Source organism: Streptomyces sp. NBC_01426 (assembly GCF_036231985.1).
In the GTDB taxonomy this organism is placed as follows: Bacteria; Actinomycetota; Actinomycetes; order Streptomycetales; family Streptomycetaceae; genus Streptomyces.
On the sequence record NZ_CP109500.1, the window covers coordinates 3,488,616 to 3,505,698 of the forward strand.

The following is a 17,083-nucleotide window of genomic DNA, read 5'->3' on the forward strand; positions in this document are numbered from 1 at the left end:
CCCGGTCCTCAGCCCGGCCAGACGATCGACTGGATCTCGCTGTAGGCGTGCAGGGCGTACGAGCCGACGTCCCGGCCCACCCCCGACCGTTTGAAGCCGCCGAACGGGGCCTCCATGTTCCGGCCGATGGTGTTGACGCCGACGCCGCCGGCGCGCAGCCGCCGGGCGACCCGGAAGGCCCGCGCCGAGTCCCCGGACCACACGTAGGAGAGCAGCCCGAAGTCGCTGTCGTTGGCCAGGGCCACGGCCTCGTCCTCGCCGCCGTCGAAGGGGACGACCACCACGACCGGCCCGAAGATCTCCTCCCGGACGACCCGCATGTCGTTCGTGCAGTCCACGAGGAGGGTCGGCGCGACGTAGAAGCCGCGGCCCGCCCCGACGACCGGGCGTTCGCCGCCGTACGCGATCCGCGCGCCCTCCTTCTTCCCCAGCTCGACGTACGACTCCACGCGGTCGCGGTGCGCCGCCGAGATCACCGGGCCGACCACGGTGCCGCGCTCGCCCGGGTCGCCGACCTTCATGAAGGCCAGGTAGCCGGTCAGCTTCTCCACCAGCGGCTCGTACACCGACCGGTGGACGATCACCCGGGTCGGGGCGGTGCAGATCTGACCGGAGTAGAAGGAGAAGGTGGTGCCGATGCCCGCCACCGCCGCGTCGAGGTCGGCGTCCTCCAGCACGATCGCCGCGCCCTTGCCGCCCAGCTCCATCAACTGCCGCTTCATCGTCCGGCCGCACACCTCGGCGATGCGCTGCCCGACGGCCGTGGAGCCGGTGAAGGACACCATGTCCACGTGGCGGGAGTCGACGGCTGCCTCGCCGACCTCGACGGAGGTGCCGCAGACCACGTTCACCACGCCCGCCGGGACCCCGGCCTCGTGCAGGGCCTCGGCCATCCGGAACACCGACAGCGGGTCCTGCGGGGCCGGTTTGACCACCACCGTGTTGCCCATGGCGAGCGCCGGGGCCACCTTGCCCGCCGGGTTCGCCCACGGGTTGTTGTACGAGGTCACGCAGGTGACCACGCCGACCGGCTGGCGCACCTCCAGCGCGCCCAGGATACCCGCCCGCCCCATCGGGCCGGCGTCGGTGACCTGCGGCGGCAGACCGCGTTCCACCGGCTCCAGGGCGCCCTTCGCGTACCGCCGGAAGCGGGCCACGCCCACGCCGACCTGCATGCCGCGCGCGATGCCGGTGGGCGCGCCCGTCTCGGCGCGGGCCAGCTCCGCCCACGGCTCGTACTCGCGCTGCATGACGTCCGCGGCCCGGTCGAGGATCGCGGCCCGTGCCTCGGGCGTCGTCCGCGACCAGCCCTCGAAGGCCTCCGCCGCCGCGCGCGCCGCCTCCTCGACCTGGGCGCGGGTGGCCTCCGGGGCGAGTCCGACGACGGACTCGTCGGCCGGGTTGACCACCTCGTAGTGGCCGGCGGCCGGTTCGACCCACTCGCCTGCGATGTACAGCCGCTGCGGTCCGGCGGAGGTCATCGGGTGCTCACCGTCCTCGTGTCGCGGCCGGAGCGCAGCACGATGCCGGGGATCGCGCCGGTCACCTCGTCGTCGCGGATGGTCTCCACGCCGTTGACGCGCACGGACACGATCCCGATCGCCCGCGCGTCCAACCGCGGGCTGTCCCCGGGCAGATCGTGCACGAGCGTCGCCGGCCCGGCCTCGATCCGCTCGGGGTCGAAGAGCACCAGGTCCGCGTGGAACCCCTCGGTGATCCGGCCGCGCTCGCGCAGCCCGAACAGTCGGGCCGGGTCGTCGGTGAGCATCCGTACGGCCTGTTCCAGCGGCAGGAGCCGGCGTCCGCGCAGACAGTCCCCGAGGAAGCGGGTCGTGTACGGGGCGCCGCACATCCGGTCCAGGTGGGCGCCCGCGTCGGAGCCGCCCAGCATGACGTCCTCGTGCTGCCAGGTCTCCTGGCGCAGGGTCCAGCTCGCCGGGTCGTTGTCGGTGGGCATCGGCCACAGGACGGTGCGCAGGTCGTCGTTGGCGCAGATCTCCACCAGGCAGTGGAAGGCGTCCTGGCCCCGCTCGGCGGCGATGTCGCCGACGACCCGGCCCGAGAGGCCCTCGTTCTCCTCGCTGTACGTGTCGCCGATGACGTAGCGCCCGAAGTCGGCGAGGCGCCGGAAGACGCCCGCCTCCCTGCTGTCCGCGCGGCGCAGCATCTCGGCGCGCACGTCGGCGTCGCGCAGCCTCGCGATCCGCTCGGGGACGGGCAGCCCGAGGACCTCGCCCCAGCCGGGGATGAGGTTCAGCGCGCAGAACGTGCCGAGCGACATGTTCATGGGGGTCAGGATCGGCATGGTGAGCGCGACGATCCGGCCGCCCGCCTTGCGGGCCCGCTCGCTGGGGATCAGCTGGCGCGGGACGCGCTCGGGGACGGACGCGTCCACGGTGAGGACGTTCCAGTTCAGGGGCCGGCCGGCGGCGGCGCTCATCTCGACGAACAGGTCGATCTCCTCGTCGGAGAACTGGTCGAGGCAGCCCGCGACGATCGCTTCGAGCTGGGTGCCCTCGTGTTCGGAGACCGCGCGGGAGAGCGCGAGCAGCTCTTCCGGCTTCGCGTGGCGGGAGGCCACCGGGGAGCCGGCGCCGTCGGAGTGCGTGGAGGACTGGGTGGTGGACAGGCCCCAGGCGCCCGCGTTCATCGCGTCGTGGAACAGGTCGAGCATCTCCTGCATCTGCTCCGGCGTGGGCTGCCCGCCGACGGCGTCCTCGCCCATCACGTACCGGCGCAACGCACAATGCCCCACCATGAAACCGGCGTTGACGGCTATCCGGCCCTCCAGGGCGTCGAGGTACTCGCCGAACGAAGACCAGGTCCAGTCGACGCCCTCTTCGAGGGCCTTGAGGGCCATCCCCTCGACCTTGCTCATCATGCGCCGGGTGTAGTCGGCGTCCTCGGGCCGGTCGGGGTGGAGCGGGGCGAGCGTGAAACCGCAGTTGCCGCCGGCGACGGTGGTGACGCCGTGGTTCATGGAGGGCGTGGCGTACGGGTCCCAGAACAGTTGGGCGTCGTAGTGCGTGTGCGGGTCGATGAACCCGGGGGTCAGGACGAGCCCGGAGGCGTCCTCGCTGGTCCGGGCCTCCTCGGTGACGGTGCCCGGCGGGGCGATGACGGCGATCCGGCCGTCCCTCGTACCGACGTCGGCGACGAAGGCGGGGGCGCCGGTCCCGTCCACGACGGTGGCTCCCCTGATCAGATGGTCGAGCATGACGTCCCTTCTTCCCTGACGAGTGCGCTGACGCGGTCTTACGGGAGCCGGGGCCGGCCCCGCCCAGCCCTGCCGGCGTGTGAGGCGCGGCCGGGCGACACCAGCCTCGCCGGCGTGTGAGGCGCGGGTCCGGGCGACACCAGCCTCGCCGGCGATTGAGGCGCGGGTCCGGGCGACACCAGCCTCGCCGGCGATTGAGGCGCGGGTCCGGGCGACACCAGCCTCGCCGGCGATTGAGGCGCGGGGTCTGGGGCGGAGCCCCAGGTGACCCCGGCTCCGCCGGGCACCGGGCTCCGCCCGGACCCGCGCCTCAAACGCCGGCGAGGCTTGATTGGCCGGGGCCACCGGTGAGGGTGGGTTGGCTCGGCCGGGACGGCCGGAGGGCGCAGGGGTCGGCCGCGGCCCGTGCGCGCTCCGGCCGGTTCCGCGTGGGGCCCGGGGGCTCGGCCCCCGAGGCCCCTTTCCTGGGCGGCGGTCCGGGAAGACGCCGCCCGGGTCGGGTGTCCGGTCAGGACCCGGAGGCCTCGCGGAAGCGGGTGGTGCGGTGCACCGGATCCGTGTCGATCTTCGGGATGACGTGCTCCCCGATGAGCTTCACGGTGGTCATGGTGTCCTCGTAGGACACCCCGGTCGGCAGGCCGAAGGACAGCTGGTCGGCGCCCGCCTGCTCCCAGCGCTTGCACTGCCGGAGCACCTCGGACGGGTCTCCGCAGATCAGCAGTTCCTCGGCGATCAGCAGCTCGATGATCTCCGCGTTGTACTCGGGCAGCGTCTCGGGCCACTGCGGGATCGCCTCGGGCCGCGGGAAGGTGTCGTGGTAGCGGAAGACCAGCGACTGGAAGCGGTTCATGTGGGCGTTGACGGCGATCTCGACGGCCTTGTCGTGGGTCTCGGCGCAGATCGCGGTGGAGGTGACCATGACGTTGTCGTTGACGAAGGCGCCGATGGCCTTCGCCTCCTGGATGGCCGTCTTGTACTGCTCCAGCACCCACTCCATGTCGGAGACCTTCTGGACGCTGAAGCCGAGGACGCCGAGGCCCTTCCTGGCGGCCATGGCGTAGGAGGTGGGGGATCCGGCGGCGTACCACATGGCCGGGTGGGCCTTGCCGTACGGCTTGGGGAAGATCTTGCGCGGCGGCAGCGACCAGTGCTTGCCGCTGAACCCCTCGTACTCCTCCTGGAGGAACATCTTGGGGAACTCCGCGATGGTCTCCTCCCAGATCTCCTTGGTGCCGTTCATGTCCTCGATGCCCGGGAGGAAGCCGAGGATCTCGTGGCTGCCGGCGCCGCGGCCGGTGCCGAACTCGAAGCGCCCCTTGGAGAGGTGGTCGAGCATGGCGACCTTCTCCGCGACCTTGACCGGGTGGTTCACGGGGGCCAGCGGGTTGAAGATGCCGGAGCCGAGGTGGATGCGCTCGGTGGCGTGGGCGAGGTAGCCGAGGAACACCTCGTTCGCGGAGAGGTGCGAGTACTCCTCCAGGAAGTGGTGCTCGGAGGCCCAGGCGTACTTGAAGCCGGACTTGTCGGCCTGGATGACGTACTCGGTCTCCTCGATCAGCGCCTTGTGCTCTGCCTCGGGGTCGACCTTGGACCGCGCCTCAGGCACGTATCCCTGCACGAAGAGCCCGAATTCCAAGGGGGTTCACCGTCCTTTGGTTTCTGACGTTGCGTCAGATTGGATGTCCCGACTGTTCCACCGCCGGGGCGGGAGCGTCAATACCTGACGCTCCATCAGATGACGTCTAGAGGATGCTGACGCCGGCCATCCAGCCGCCGTCGATGACGAACGGCTGCCCGGTGATGTACGAGGAGTCCTCGCCGGTCAGGAAGAGCGCCAGGCGCGCGATCTCGTCCGGCCGGCCGACCCGCCCCATCGGCACGACCCGCTTGTACAGCTCGGCCATCGCGTCCCTGGCCTCGTCGCTCACGCCCGCCGGATCCAGCAGCGCCGGGTTGGCCATCGGCGTGTCCACGGCGCCCGGGCACATGGCGTTGACCCGGATGTTCCTCCCCGCCAGCTCCAGCGCCGCCACCCGGGTCAGGCCCAGGATCGCGGCCTTGGTCGCCGCGTACGCGCCGACGTACGCCATGCCCGTCAGGCCCGTGTACGAGGAGGTGTTGACGATCGTGCCCCCGCCGGCCGCCGCGATCTCGGGCGCCACGACCTTGATGCCGAGGAACGCCCCGACCTGGTTGACCAGGATCACCTGCTGGAACTCCTCCAGCGGGGTCGCGGTCAGCTCGTTGAAGCGCAGGATCCCCGCGTTGTTGACCAGCCCGTCGATCCGGCCGAAGGCCTCCTTCGCCGCCTCGACCGCGGCGGCCCAGTCCTCCTCGCGGCTCACGTCCATCCGCACGTACCGGGCCCGGTCCTCGCCGATCTCCTTGGCGACCGCGGCGCCCTGCTCATCCAACACGTCGCCCAGGAGCACCTTGGCGCCCTCGGCGGCGAACAGCCGGGCCTCCTGCTCGCCCTGACCGCGCGCGGCACCGGTGATGACGACGACGCGTCCGTCCAGCTTGCCCATGGCGGGTGCTCCTGCCCTAGTCGTTGAGGAGGGGGGCCACCTCGGCCCCGAAGGCGGCGATCTGGTCGGTCAGTTCGGCGACGTCGCGGTTGCGGAACCGGACCTGGATCTGGTCCACGCCCAGCGCCCGGTACTCCCGCAGGGACTCCGCGAGCGCCTCGGCCTTTCCGGTGAGGGCCCGTCGGCCGGTGTCCCAGCCGGGCTCGCCCACGTACAGGGGCTCGGTGATGGCGCCGATCTCGATGGGGCGGGTGACTCCCGCCGCCTCGCGCAGTTCCCTGATCCGGGCGATCCGCTCCGGGAGCCGGTCGCGCGGATCCCCCTGCGGGAGCCAGCCGTCGCCGCGCACCGCGGCGCGGCGCACGGCGGCCGGCGAGGAGCCACCGACCCAGACGGGGACGCTGGTCTGCGTGGGCCGGGGCAGCTGACCCAGGTCCCGGAACGAGAACGACTCGCCCTCGAACTCCGGGTACTCCTCGGGCCCGAGCGCCACCCGCAACGCGTCCAGGGTCTCGTCCAACACGGCCCCGCGCCGCTCGAAGTCGACGCCGAGGGCCTCGAACTCCTCCCGCACGTGCCCCGCGCCGACCCCGAGGATCAGGCGACCGCCGGAGAGGTGGTCGAGCGTGGCGTACTGCTTGGCGGTGATCAGCGGATGTCGCAGGCCGACGATCGCGACGTGGCTCAGCAGTCGGACGTGTTCGGTGATCCCGGCGAGGAAGGACAGGGTGGCCACCGGGTCGTACCAGACGGTGCTCATGGGCCCGGCCATCCCGCGCGGGATGGCCACGTGGTCACAGGTGGCCACGTAGCCGAAGCCGGCCCGGTCGGCGGCCCGGGCCACCTCGGCGAGTTCGACGGCGCCGGCCGTCGCCTCCCAGGGCTCGGCGTAGATGGTGCTCTGCGACTGGATCGGGAGCTGCATCCCGTACACCAGCCGGCCTTCGGGAAACACGCGCGCCATGACCGTCCCCACCTCGCCTTCGACGTCGACCTGTGCGGAGTTCGTCCCGTTCGGGAGTTCGTCCTGTTCGGGAGGCCGACCTGTCCGGAAGGCCGACACCGGGGGCCATCGTCATAGCTGACGGTCCGTCAGGCAAGGGGTTCGACCGGACCGACCCGGGTGCGGGCCCGGCGGGATCGGGCCTGGCGTGATCGGGCGGCCGGGGCCTAGGGTGCGGGCGACCGAGGAGACGCGAGCGCGGGAGACGCGGGTGGAACTGTTCCTGACCCTGTTCAGCGCGGTGGCGTGGACGCTCGTGTACGCGGAGGCGATCCGCGTCGGACTGCGGGACCGGACGTACGCCATGCCGGTCGCCGCCCTCGCGTTGAACTTCGCCTGGGAATCCACGTACGCCACGACCGACTTCCTCACCGGGGTGTCCGCCCAAGGCGTGGTCAACGTGGTGTGGGCGGGCGCCGACGTCGTCATCATCGGCACCTACCTGCGGTTCGGGCGGGCGGAGCTGCCGGAGTTCGTGACCCGGCCGCTGTTCGCCGGATGGAGCGTGCTCGTCTTCGGCAGCGCCTTCGCCGTGCAGTGGCTGTTCGTGGCGCACTTCGGGACGCACGACGCGTCGCGCTACTCCGCGTTCCTGCAGAACCTGCTGATGTCCGGCCTGTTCATCGCCCTGTACGCGGGCCGGCGCGGGCCGCGCGGGCAGTCCCTCGTCATCGCCGTCGCGAAGTGGCTCGGGACGGCGGCGCCGACCGTGCTCTTCGGGGTGATCGAGGACTCCCCGTTCATCCTCGGGCTCGGGGTGCTGTGCTCGGTGTTCGACCTCGCGTACATCGCGCTGCTCGCGCGGGGAGGCCGCGGCGATCGGCGGGAGGCGACGGTCAGAATCCCCGCGGCCCCATGACGACGACGGGCTTCGCCGCCGGGTCCAGGGTCTGCAGGAGCTTCTTCATGGCCTCCTTGGGGATGCCGACGCAGCCCTGCGAGGGGCCGTCGTGGTCCACGTGCAGCCAGATGTTGCCGCCCCGCTCCTCGCCCTGCGGCTTGCGCGGGTCGAGCGGCGACACCCCCCGCTCGCGGTTGAAGTCGATCGCCACGACGTAGTCGAAGGCGCCGGTCAGGGGCTCGCCGTTCACGCCGGTGCCCGTCGCGACGAAGCCGTCGTCCTCGTCGTACGAGAACTTCGTGCCCGGCGGCTTCGGCAGCAGACCGCCCGCGTCGGTCAGCGAGTAGACGCCCTGCGGGGAGGTCAGGTCACCGTAGGTCCGCTCCTCGGGCGCGGACCAGCCCTTGGCCCCGTTGCGGGCGGGCCAGCTGTCCGCCCGGTTCCAGTCGCCGCCGGGCGCGGAGCGGGACCAGAGGGTCACGACGGACTCGGAGGAGACCGCGGACTTGCCCGTGACCACGATCAACTGCCGGGAGTCCTTCGGAATCCTGGCGCGGGTGGCCTTGCCGAGCCCCGGGAGGGCGTCGTTGCCCCGCGGGCGGGCCGGGTCCTCGGCGAGTGCCGCGCGGTCCGCGGCGGTCCTCGGGCGGGAGTCCGGGTGGGCCGACCCGGGGTCGGCGCCCGGGGTGTCACGGGCGACATGGACCCAGCCGGCGGTGAAGAGGAGCAGGCCGAGGCCCGCCGCGACGGCGAGGGCCCGGAGGTTGCGCTGCCGGGGGGCTCGCGTGCGGACGGGGCGGCCGGGACGGGCTCGGACGTACTTGCTCATTCAATCGACCGTACACAGCCGATCTTCGGATTCACCGAAGGGGGACCTCTTCGGCGCGGCAGACGGGGGCGGGGGGACGGTCACCGGCGGGGGCGGGGTCCGGGCCCGGGGCGGGGTTCGGGTGGTGGGCCGGGGCGGGGTTCGGGTGGGCCGGGTTCGGGTGGGCCGGGTTCGGGTGGGCGCGGGTCAGGGGTGGCGGGCGCCGGCGGGGGCGGGGTTCGGGGTGGGGGTGGGGCGGCCGGGCGCGGGGAACTCGACGCGGACCGTGAGACCACCCTCCGGCGCCGGGTTGGCCCAGGCCCTCAGCTCCGCGCCGTGGGCCCGCGCGATCGAGGCCACGATCGACAACCCCAGCCCGGCGCCCTCGCCGGCCGTGTGCAACCGTTCGGCGCGGCGCCGGAACGGCTCCAGCAGGCGCGGTACGTCGTCCGGCTCTATCACCGGCCCCGTGTTCGACACCGTCAACGAGCCGTCGGCGGAGGTCGTGACGCTCACCCGGCCGCCCGCCCGGTTGTGCCGGACCGCGTTGGCCAGGAGGTTCCGCACCAGGTGCCCGAGCAACGCCCGGTCGCCGGCGACGGTCAGCGGCGCGAGATCGCGCACGACGGTCGGCAACGCCCCGGACGGGACCGGCGCCCCGGCCGCGCCCCCGTCCCCGCACGCCGGCGCGCGACCGCCCGCGCCCACCCCGTGCGCCGGGGTCCCGTTCGCAGCCGCCCCGTGCGCCGGGGGCCCGTCCGGCGGGTTCACGTACGCCGGGGGCCCGTCCGCCACGGCCCCGGACACCGCCGTCCCCTCCACGGCCGCCGCGTCCGCCGCCGCATCCGTCGCCGCGTCCGTCGCCGCATCCGTCTCCGTCGCCGTGAGGGCCGCCAGGTCCACCGGGGTCTTCGTCTCCAGCCCCTCCTCGGAGACCGCGAGGAGCAGCAGCGACTCGATGAGGTGCTCGCTCGACTCCGCGACGCCGATCAGCTTGCGGCGGATCCGGGCCACCTTCTGCGGTGTCGGCTCCCCCGCCAGGCCGATCTCGGCGGCGGCCCGCTGCACGGCCAGCGGGGTCCGCAGCTCGTGGGCGGCGTTCGCGGCGAACCGGCGCTGCGCCCCGACCAGGCCCTCCATCCGGTCCAGCATCCCGTCGAAGGTGTCGGCGAGCCGCTTCAGTTCGCCGGGCGGGGCCTGGAGGTCGATGCGTTCGTGCAGGTTGGCGCCGGACAGCCGGCGGGCCGTCTCCGTGATCACGCCGACGGGGCGCAGCACGCGGCCGGCCATCCACCAGGCCAGCCACATGGACACGGCCGCGAAGACGGCGAGGGCGACGAGGGACACGACGAGGAGTTCGTGGAGGGTGGCCTGTTCGACGGCGGCGGAGACGTTGCGGGTGACCTGGTACGACTCCAGTTGCTCGGCGGTCGGCACGGCCTCGGCCGGGAGCCGCTCGGCGGGTACCCAGACCTTCTCGCCGGGCACCGGGCCGACGCCCTGCCGGAACGCGGGGATGGTGGTGGTCACGGCCCCGTTGATGCGGGAGGGCAGCCCGTTGCGGACCAGTACGTTCACCAGGGCGACCAGGCCGCCGCCGGCGAGGAGGAGGAGCGTGCCGTAGAGGGTGGTGAGTCGGGCGCGCTCGGAGCGGAGCACCGCTCTCATCGCGGACCACCGATCCGGTAGCCGGCGCCCGGCACCGTCTCGATCAGCGGCGGTTCGCCCAGCTTCGCGCGCAGTTTGCTCAAGGTCACCCGTACGGCGTTGGTGCGGTAGGAGGTGTCCTCCTCCCACACGCGCTCGATCAGGTCGTCGCTGCTGAGGACCGCCCCCTCGGCCCGCAGCAGCGCCTCCAGCACCGCGAACTCCTTGCGGGACAGCGCCAGCCGGTGACCGTCGCGGGTGGCGGACCGCCGGGCGGTGTCCACGGCGATGCCCGAGCGCTCCAGCACGGGAGGCAGCGCGGGATGGGCGCGCCGGCCCAGCGCCAGGACCCGGGCGAGCAGCTCGTCGTAGGCGAACGGCTTGGTGAGGTAGTCGTCCGCGCCGAGCCCAAGGCCCTCCACCCGGTCCCGGACGCTCCCGGACGCGGTCAGCATCAGCACCCGGGTCAGCAGCCGCTCGCGCACCACCTGGCGGCAGACCTCGTCGCCGTGCAGGCCGGGCAGGTCGCGGTCGAGCACGAGGACGTCGTACTCCCCGAGGCGCAGCCGGTGCAGTGCCTCCAGGCCGTCGCCCGCCTCGTCGACGGCCAGCGCGTCGCCGCGCAACCCCTCGGCGATCATCTCCCGGAGGAACTCCTCGTCCTCCACCACCAGAACTCGCATCCGTCCTCTTTACCCGAGAAGGACATTTCCTCGTCGTAAGGCCGGTGGGAGAGGGAAGCGAAACCCCGCCTTGCCCCAGGGTCGGGCCCATGAAGCGACTCATACGGCGACCCTCGCAGCGATCCATGACCCTCGGCACGGCCGCGGTGCTCACCGGTCTGACCCTCTTCGTGACCGCGTGCACGGGCGGGACCGGCGCCTCCGACGGCTCCGACGGTTCGGACGGTTCGGACGGCAAGAAGGACGGCGCGGCCGGCGGCAACGCGTCGAACGGAGGCGGCGGCGACAGCGGGAAGATCGCCGACGACGCGCTGAAGATGCGCAAGTGCCTGCGCGAACACGGCATCGACGCGCCCGATCCGGAACCCGGTCAGGATCCGCGCGGCATGACGCTCGGCGGCGGCGCCGACCCGGAGAAGATGCAGAAGGCGATGGAGGCGTGCGGGATGAAGGGCCCCGGTTCCGGCGCCGGCCCCACGCAGGAGGAGAAGGACAAGGAACTCAAGTGGGTCCGGTGCATGCGCGAGAACGGGGTCAACCTCAAGGACCCCGAGTACACGGGCGGCATGAAGAGCGCCACGGAGATCCCCAAGGGGCAGGAGAAGGCCTTCGAGGAGGCCCAGAAGAAGTGTGAAGCGGCGTGAGGAAGCGGCGCGGGTGGCTGCTCGCTTCCCTGGCCGTGCTGCTCGCCGCGTCCGGCGGCGGCTACGTGGTGCTGGCCGGACCGCAGGAGGACTCCGGCCGTTCCGGTGACCGGCGCGCCGACGGCCTCCCGCCGGCCACCGCACCCGTCAAGCGCGGCGACCTCAGCTCCGGCCTCCAGGTCGAGGGCACCCTCGGCTACGCGAAGGAGCGCAAGCAGAACGCCGCCGGGCCCGGGGTGCTGACCTGGACGGCGGCGGAGGGCTCGGTGGTCGAGCGGGACGACAGGCTGTACGAGGTCGACGGCAGGGCGGTGCGCCTCATGTACGGGGCCACGCCGATGTACCGCCCGCTGAAGGGCGGGGACAAGGGCGAGGACGTCAAGCAGCTCAAGCAGAACCTTGTGGCCCTCGGTTACGGGACGGGCCTGGACGCGTCGGACGGCACCTTCACGGCGGGCACGACGGCCGCGGTCAAGCGGTGGCAGAAGGCCCACAAGGAGAAGGAGACGGGCGAGGTCGCCAAGGAGGCCGTCGCCTTCGCCTCCGGCCCGCAGCGGGTGCAGAAGCACGACGCGGCGGTGGGCGACGAGGCGGCCCCGGGCAAGCCGGTGCTGACGCTGACCGGGACGCGGCGCTCGGTCCGCTTCGCGGTGGACGTGGCGAAGGCGGGCTCGGTGAAGACCGGGGACAAGGTCACCGTCGACCTGCCGGGCGGCGGCACGGCCGGCGGGACCATCGAGTCGGTGGGCAGCACCGCCGATCCCGACGACCCCCCGGGCGGCGGGGGCGGGGGCGGCGGAGGCGACAAGCCGAAGGTGGAGGTGGCCGTGGCCCTCGACGACGCCGCCGGGGCCAAGGGCCCGGACCGGTCCCCGGTCACCGTGCGGCTCACCGGCGAGACGCGGACGGGAGTGCTGTCCGTACCGGTCAACTCGCTGCTGGCGCTGAGCGGCGGCGGCTTCGGCGTGCAGGTGGTCGAGGACGGCGCGGTGCGCGACGTGCGGGTCGAACTGGGCATGTTCGGGCAGGGCCGGGTGGAGGTCAAGGGCGGCGCCCTCAAGGAGGGCATGAACGTGGGGGTCCCCGGCACATGACCGCACACGACACGCCCGACGCCCCGCCCGACCCGACCCCGCACGACACGCCACCACACGACGCGCCACCACACGACCCGACCCCGCACGCCACGACGGCACGTCTCGCGGACCGGCCCGGGGACCCGCCCGCGGACCGGCCCGCCACGACCGTCGTGGAGCTCACCGGCGTCACCAAGGAGTACCCGGGCGGTGTCGCGGCCCTGCGCGGGGTCGACCTGACCGTCACGAGCGGCGAACTCCTCGCCATCGTCGGCCCGTCGGGCTCCGGCAAGTCCACCCTGCTGCACATCGTCGGGACCCTGGACCGGCCGACCGCCGGCTCGGTCTCCATCGCCGGGTACGACGTCGCGGCCCTGTCCGACCGGTCCCTGTCCGCGCTGCGCTCCCGCCACGTCGGCTTCGTCTTCCAGTCCTTCCACCTGGTACCGGGCATCAGCGCCCGGGCGAACGTCGCCGAGGGGCTGCTCTACAGCGGCTTCTCGCGGGCCGAACGCGGCCGCCGGGCGGCGCGGGCCCTGGAGCGGGTCGGCCTCGGGGACCGGATGGACCACCGCCCCCACGAACTGTCGGGCGGGCAGAAGCAACGCGTCGCGATCGCCCGGGCGGTGGCGGGCGAACCGGATCTGCTGCTGGCCGACGAGCCGACCGGGGCGCTGGACACGGCGTCCGGGGATGCGGTGATGGAGCTGTTGCGCGAACTGAACGCGGACGGGGCCACCATCGCCGTGATCACCCACGATCAGGAGATCGCCGCGAGCCTGCCCCGCCAGGTACGGATCCGCGACGGCGAGATCGTCGCGGACGTGTGGAACCCCGCCCCGGTCCAGGGCGCGGGCCGGAACCGGTCGGGGGCGGTCACGTGAGCGACACCCCCACGAGGGCCCGTGCGACGGACCGCACGAGGGCCCGTACGCGTACGAGGACCGGTACGAGGATCCGCGCGCGGCGGCTCGTCCCGCCGCGGCTGAGCCCCCGCGACGTGTTCCACGTCGGTTCGGCGGGGCTGCGGTCGCGGCCCATGCGCGTGTTCCTCTCGGCGCTCGGGATCGCCATCGGGATCGCGACGATGATCGCGGTCGTCGGCATCTCCTCGTCCAGCCAGGCCAAACTGCTGCGCGAACTCGACAAGCTGGGCACGAACATGCTGGTCGTGACGCCGGGGCAGTCCATGTTCAGCGGGCAGGACACGAAGCTGCCGAAGGACGCCCCGGGCATGATCGCCCGCATCGAGGGGGTCGAGTCGGTCGGTACGACGGGTGACGTGAAGGAGTCCGTGCGCCGGTCGGAGAACATCCCGAAGGAGGAGACGGGAGCCATCGCCGTGAAGGCGGCCCGCGATCGACTGCTCGACACGCTGCGCGCCCGGATGGCGAAGGGGACCTGGCTCAACGGGGCCACCGGCCGCTATCCCTCCGTCGTGCTCGGCGACGTCTCCGCGCGCCGGCTCGGCATCACGGAGCCGGGCCGGCAGGTCTTCATCGGCGGGCGGTACTTCACGGTGATCGGCATCCTGGAACCGGTTCCGCTGGCCCCCGAGATCGAACGCTCCGCCCTGGTCGGCTGGGAGGCGGCGGAACGCCTGCTCGGCTTCGACGGCCACCCGACGGCCGTCTACGAACGCTCGGCGGACGACCGGGTCACCGCCGTCCGCGACCTGGTCGCCCGCACGGCCAACCCGTCGAGTCCCAGCACCGTTTCCGTCACCGACCCCTCCGCGGCGCTCCAGGCCAAGGCCGCCACGGAAGGGGCCTTCAGCACCCTGCTGCTCGGCCTGGGCGGCATCGCCCTGCTCGTGGGCGGGGTCGGGGTGGCCAACACGATGATCATCTCCGTGTTGGAGCGCCGCCACGAGATCGGCCTGCGCAGATCGCTGGGCGCGACCAAGGGGCAGGTCCGGATCCAGTTCGTCACGGAGTCCCTGTTGCTGTCCGGACTCGGCGGCGTGGCGGGCATCGTCCTGGGCGGCGCGGCCACGGCCGTCTACGCCCGGGCCGGCGACCTGCCCTGGGTCGTCCCCCTCTGGGCCGTCACGGGCGGCTTCGCCTCCACCCTGGCCATCGGGACGTTCGCCGGTCTCTACCCGGCGGTCCGCGCGGCCCGCCTCTCCCCGACGCTGGCGTTGCAGGCGGGGTAGGTCCTGTCGTCAGAGTCTCGCCGCGGCCCGGGCGAGACTTCGACGACAGGACCCGGGCGGGACCGGGCGGGCCGGAGGGACGAGACGGACCGGAGGGACTGGACCCGGGGGACGGGGCGCGGTCATGATCGCTTCGAACTTCCCGGTGTCTCCCCACGATTGCGAGAACGATGACCGACGCCCTGGTCGAGGACGGCTTCCTGATACTCCACGGTTGGCAGAACCATCGGCCCGCCGGCCACTGGGAGCACTGGCTCGCCGAACGGCTCACGGCCGCGGGGCACGCCGTCGACTACCCGGCCCTCCCCGACCCGGACCATCCGGACCTGGAGGTGTGGCTGGCCGAGCTGCGCGAGCGGCTCGGCGCGCTGCGCGGTCGGCGGCGCACGGTCGTCTGCCACAGCCTGGCCTGCGTGCTGTGGCTCCACGCCGCGGCCCGCGGCGACGTGGCGGTCCCGGTCGACCGGGTGCTCCTCGTCGCCCCGCCGTCGGCGGGCTACCTGGGGCGGTACCCGGAGGTCGCCGCCTTCGCGCCGCCCCGGGTGTCGGCGGCGCAGTTGTACGCAGGTGCCGGGTACGTCCGGATGGTCGGCGGCGACGACGACCCGTGCTGTCCGCAGGGCGCCGACGCCGTCTTCGCGGAGCCGCTCGGCCTGCCCGTGGACGTCCTGGCCGGCCAGGGGCACCTGGGCGAGGACGCGGGATACGGGCCCTGGCCCTCGCTCCTCGACTGGTGCGTCGGCCGCGACGACGACGCCCCGATCCGGTCCCGCGCGCGCTGAACCGGGCCCGCGGCGTGTGAACCGGGCCCGCGCCCTTCGGGGGCGCGGGTACCGCCCACCGCCGATCCCGATTTCGTCAACGGCCCCGGGAATCAGCCGACTCCCCCGATTTCGCCGGTTTCAATCTTCTCCGTTCCGGGGAATTCGGGAAATGCGTCCGGCTGCACGACAGTTACCCAACGGCCCTCTCGGTCGTACCCTGATCTGATGAGAACTCCACGTCAGGCAGCGCGCATTGTGGTCCTGTCGCCCACGGGATCCATATTTCTCTTTCGGGAGAACAATGTGGAAGTGGGCATCCACTGGCTTCCCCCGGGCGGGGGAATCGACCCCGGGGAAAGTCCCGAGGAATGTGTGCGGCGCGAGTTGCGCGAGGAGACCGGGTGGACCGATCTCGAACCTCGGCGACTGCTCTGCACCTGGGAGCACGACTTCACCCATCAGGGCATCCCCGTCCGGCAGCACGAGCACATCTACGTCACCACGGGCCCGCTGCGCGATCCCGTCCCGGAGTCGCCCGACGCCCAGTGGCGTTGGCTCTCCCGGGACGCGCTGGCCACGCTCGGGGAGCCGCTGTGGCCGCCGCGGTTGGCGGACCTGCTCGCGGACGTGTCCGCCGAGCCGGTGCATTTCGGCCTGATGGTGTGAGCGGGGGCCGGCCCGGGTCCGGCCCGTCGGGACGCGGCGCGGCGCGGGACGACCGCGCCGACGTGCCGACCGGGCGCGGTACGGATCGGCTCGGCGCGGCGTCGTGCGGCACGTCGACGCGGTGCGGACCGGTACCGCGCGCACGGCGCCGCACGGATCGGCGCCGTACGGATCGGCGCCGTACGGTTCGGGTGGCTCAGCGCGGCGGGGCGCTCGCGGGCGGGCTCGCGGGTGCGGTTCCGGTCGCCCGGCGGTAGAGGGTGGCCGCGTACTCCCCCAGGACGGTGCTCGTCGAGACGTCGTCCGTGTCGCCGCCCGTCAGCACGCCGACGATCTTGCCGTCGCGGGCGATCCACGCGCTGCCGCTGGTGCCCCCGGGGAAGTCGGCGCAGTCGAACCGCTGCTCCGAGGCCTTCTCGCGCACCGCCACCGCCGTGCAGGTGCGCGGCACGCCGCGGTCGGCCGGGTAGCCCGTCACCGTGACCTGCTCGCCCGTGCGGCCCGTGGTGTCCAAGGCGGCCGCGCCGGTGACGTCCTCGATGTTGCGGCCGGAGGAGTCGGGGGCGAGGCGGGCGAAGGCGAGGTCGTAGTCGTCGTTCGCGTCGTCGGTCCAGCGCTCGTCCTCGTAGACCTCTTCGAGCCGCCAGGCTCCGAGCGGGGCCGTGGTACCGGCGTACGCGGGTGCGAATATGGGGCCGTTGGCGCCCTGCTTGCCGGGGGCCAGGCAGTGCCCGGCGGTGACGATCAGGTTGCGTCCGGGGCTGTGCACGACGGTCGCGGTACAGAAGTGGTCGCCGTCCACACGACCTTCCGGGTTGCCTTCGAACAGCGCACCGGCGAACTTGACGGGTCCGCCCGGGCCGGGGGTCACGGCAGTCGCCCGGGGTGCCGGAGACGTGGACAGTTGCGGTTGCTTCGGTGATTGCGATCGCGATGACGGGCTGGGCGACGCCGCCCCGGAGGGGGAGCCCTTCGCCTGTGTGGTCGCCGCCTGGTCCGCGGCCGGCACCACCTTCGTCATCGCGGCGGATGCCCCCAGTGCGGCCACCGC

Annotated in this window: 17 protein-coding genes; 7 read left to right on the forward strand and 10 right to left on the reverse strand. The window is 73.1% G+C overall.

Translation table 11 applies throughout. The features are described from left to right. Positions 1-8: 8 nt before the first annotated feature. From OG906_RS15310 to OG906_RS15330, 5 genes are all read right to left on the reverse strand, one after another. Positions 9-1,481 (reverse strand): aldehyde dehydrogenase family protein, encoded by a 1,473-nt coding sequence (locus OG906_RS15310; RefSeq protein WP_329443277.1) that lies wholly within the window; start codon positions 1,479-1,481, stop codon positions 9-11. Beyond that, positions 1,478-3,217 carry an N-acyl-D-amino-acid deacylase family protein gene (locus OG906_RS15315; RefSeq protein ID WP_267825450.1) on the reverse strand — a complete coding sequence of 580 codons (1,740 nt, stop codon included), beginning with the start codon at positions 3,215-3,217 and terminating at the stop codon, positions 1,478-1,480. The genes OG906_RS15310 and OG906_RS15315 overlap by 4 nt, the downstream gene beginning before the upstream one ends. 508 nt (positions 3,218-3,725) lie before the next feature. Next, positions 3,726-4,853 carry an LLM class flavin-dependent oxidoreductase gene (locus OG906_RS15320; protein WP_329443279.1) on the reverse strand — a complete coding sequence of 376 codons (1,128 nt, stop codon included), beginning with the start codon at positions 4,851-4,853 and terminating at the stop codon, positions 3,726-3,728. 106 nt (positions 4,854-4,959) lie between these two features. Beyond that, positions 4,960-5,745, reverse strand: coding sequence for an SDR family NAD(P)-dependent oxidoreductase (locus OG906_RS15325; protein WP_267825453.1), 786 nt, complete (start codon positions 5,743-5,745; stop codon positions 4,960-4,962). A gap of 16 nt (positions 5,746-5,761) precedes the next feature. Beyond that, on the reverse strand, positions 5,762-6,709 hold the full coding sequence (locus tag OG906_RS15330; protein WP_329443282.1) for an LLM class F420-dependent oxidoreductase: 948 nt from the start codon (positions 6,707-6,709) through the stop codon (positions 5,762-5,764). Positions 6,710-6,959: 250 nt separating this feature from the next. On the opposite strand from OG906_RS15330, the gene OG906_RS15335 reads away from it, so the two are divergent. Beyond that, on the forward strand, positions 6,960-7,607 hold the full coding sequence (locus tag OG906_RS15335) for a transmembrane-type terpene cyclase (protein ID WP_329443284.1): 648 nt from the start codon (positions 6,960-6,962) through the stop codon (positions 7,605-7,607). Here the strand turns inward: OG906_RS15335 and OG906_RS15340 are convergent. From OG906_RS15340 to OG906_RS15350, 3 genes are all read right to left on the reverse strand, one after another. Beyond that, positions 7,585-8,418: a L,D-transpeptidase family protein gene (locus OG906_RS15340; RefSeq protein WP_329443286.1), complete on the reverse strand. Its 834-nt coding sequence runs from the start codon at positions 8,416-8,418 to the stop codon at positions 7,585-7,587. The genes OG906_RS15335 and OG906_RS15340 overlap by 23 nt on opposite strands. Positions 8,419-8,604: 186 nt before the next feature. Further along, positions 8,605-10,065 carry a sensor histidine kinase gene (locus OG906_RS15345; protein WP_329443288.1) on the reverse strand — a complete coding sequence of 487 codons (1,461 nt, stop codon included), beginning with the start codon at positions 10,063-10,065 and terminating at the stop codon, positions 8,605-8,607. Then, the gene (locus OG906_RS15350; RefSeq protein WP_053681212.1) at positions 10,062-10,727 is read right to left on the reverse strand and encodes a response regulator transcription factor; all 666 of its coding nucleotides are present in this window, start codon (positions 10,725-10,727) and stop codon (positions 10,062-10,064) included. The genes OG906_RS15345 and OG906_RS15350 overlap by 4 nt, the downstream gene beginning before the upstream one ends. An 89-nt stretch (positions 10,728-10,816) precedes the next feature. On the opposite strand from OG906_RS15350, the gene OG906_RS15355 reads away from it, so the two are divergent. From OG906_RS15355 to OG906_RS15365, 3 genes are read left to right on the forward strand one after another with little or no spacing between them, the layout of a single operon-like run. Beyond that, the gene (locus OG906_RS15355) at positions 10,817-11,371 is read left to right on the forward strand and encodes a hypothetical protein (RefSeq protein WP_329443291.1); all 555 of its coding nucleotides are present in this window, start codon (positions 10,817-10,819) and stop codon (positions 11,369-11,371) included. Then, a complete protein-coding gene (locus tag OG906_RS15360; RefSeq protein WP_329443293.1) occupies positions 11,368-12,465 on the forward strand; it encodes a peptidoglycan-binding protein in 1,098 nt (365 codons plus the stop codon). Before OG906_RS15355 ends, OG906_RS15360 begins: the two co-directional genes overlap by 4 nt. Further along, positions 12,462-13,331 carry an ABC transporter ATP-binding protein gene (locus OG906_RS15365; RefSeq protein WP_329443295.1) on the forward strand — a complete coding sequence of 290 codons (870 nt, stop codon included), beginning with the start codon at positions 12,462-12,464 and terminating at the stop codon, positions 13,329-13,331. Before OG906_RS15360 ends, OG906_RS15365 begins: the two co-directional genes overlap by 4 nt. Here the strand turns inward: OG906_RS15365 and OG906_RS15370 are convergent. Continuing rightward, the gene (locus OG906_RS15370; protein ID WP_329443297.1) at positions 13,324-13,488 is read right to left on the reverse strand and encodes a hypothetical protein; all 165 of its coding nucleotides are present in this window, start codon (positions 13,486-13,488) and stop codon (positions 13,324-13,326) included. The two genes, OG906_RS15365 and OG906_RS15370, sit on opposite strands and share 8 nt — an antisense overlap. Between OG906_RS15370 and OG906_RS15375 the strand changes: the two genes are divergently transcribed. From OG906_RS15375 to OG906_RS15385, 3 genes are all read left to right on the forward strand, one after another. After that, complete coding sequence (locus tag OG906_RS15375; RefSeq protein WP_329443299.1) at positions 13,487-14,602, forward strand: ABC transporter permease; 1,116 nt, start codon at positions 13,487-13,489, stop codon at positions 14,600-14,602. The genes OG906_RS15370 and OG906_RS15375 overlap by 2 nt on opposite strands. Positions 14,603-14,772: 170 nt before the next feature. Then, complete coding sequence (locus tag OG906_RS15380) at positions 14,773-15,384, forward strand: RBBP9/YdeN family alpha/beta hydrolase (protein WP_329443301.1); 612 nt, start codon at positions 14,773-14,775, stop codon at positions 15,382-15,384. 207 nt (positions 15,385-15,591) lie between these two features. Beyond that, on the forward strand, positions 15,592-16,032 hold the full coding sequence (locus tag OG906_RS15385) for an NUDIX hydrolase (protein WP_329443303.1): 441 nt from the start codon (positions 15,592-15,594) through the stop codon (positions 16,030-16,032). Positions 16,033-16,228: 196 nt separating this feature from the next. Here OG906_RS15385 and OG906_RS15390 read toward each other — a convergent pair whose 3' ends face one another. Beyond that, positions 16,229-16,903, reverse strand: coding sequence for a trypsin-like serine peptidase (locus OG906_RS15390; RefSeq protein WP_329443304.1), 675 nt, complete (start codon positions 16,901-16,903; stop codon positions 16,229-16,231). Between the last annotated feature and the right edge of the window lie 180 nt (positions 16,904-17,083).

Bases quoted from the DNA above. Each gene is read 5' to 3' on its own strand.
- OG906_RS15370 (WP_329443297.1), bottom strand. From the start codon at position 13,488: ATGGGCCGCGACCGCAGCCCCGCCGAACCGACGTGGAACACGTCGCGG.
- OG906_RS15350 (WP_053681212.1), bottom strand. From the start codon at position 10,727: ATGCGAGTTCTGGTGGTGGAGGACGAGGAGTTCCTCCGGGAGATGATC.
- OG906_RS15380 (WP_329443301.1), top strand. From the start codon at position 14,773: ATGACCGACGCCCTGGTCGAGGACGGCTTCCTGATACTCCACGGTTGG.
- OG906_RS15345 (WP_329443288.1), bottom strand. From the start codon at position 10,065: ATGAGAGCGGTGCTCCGCTCCGAGCGCGCCCGACTCACCACCCTCTAC.
- OG906_RS15330 (WP_329443282.1), bottom strand. From the start codon at position 6,709: ATGGCGCGCGTGTTTCCCGAAGGCCGGCTGGTGTACGGGATGCAGCTC.
- OG906_RS15310 (WP_329443277.1), bottom strand. From the start codon at position 1,481: ATGACCTCCGCCGGACCGCAGCGGCTGTACATCGCAGGCGAGTGGGTC.
- OG906_RS15385 (WP_329443303.1), top strand. From the start codon at position 15,592: ATGAGAACTCCACGTCAGGCAGCGCGCATTGTGGTCCTGTCGCCCACG.
- OG906_RS15315 (WP_267825450.1), bottom strand. From the start codon at position 3,217: ATGCTCGACCATCTGATCAGGGGAGCCACCGTCGTGGACGGGACCGGC.
- OG906_RS15325 (WP_267825453.1), bottom strand. From the start codon at position 5,745: ATGGGCAAGCTGGACGGACGCGTCGTCGTCATCACCGGTGCCGCGCGC.
- OG906_RS15340 (WP_329443286.1), bottom strand. From the start codon at position 8,418: ATGAGCAAGTACGTCCGAGCCCGTCCCGGCCGCCCCGTCCGCACGCGA.
- OG906_RS15355 (WP_329443291.1), top strand. From the start codon at position 10,817: ATGAAGCGACTCATACGGCGACCCTCGCAGCGATCCATGACCCTCGGC.
- OG906_RS15375 (WP_329443299.1), top strand. From the start codon at position 13,487: ATGCGCGTGTTCCTCTCGGCGCTCGGGATCGCCATCGGGATCGCGACG.
- OG906_RS15365 (WP_329443295.1), top strand. From the start codon at position 12,462: ATGACCGCACACGACACGCCCGACGCCCCGCCCGACCCGACCCCGCAC.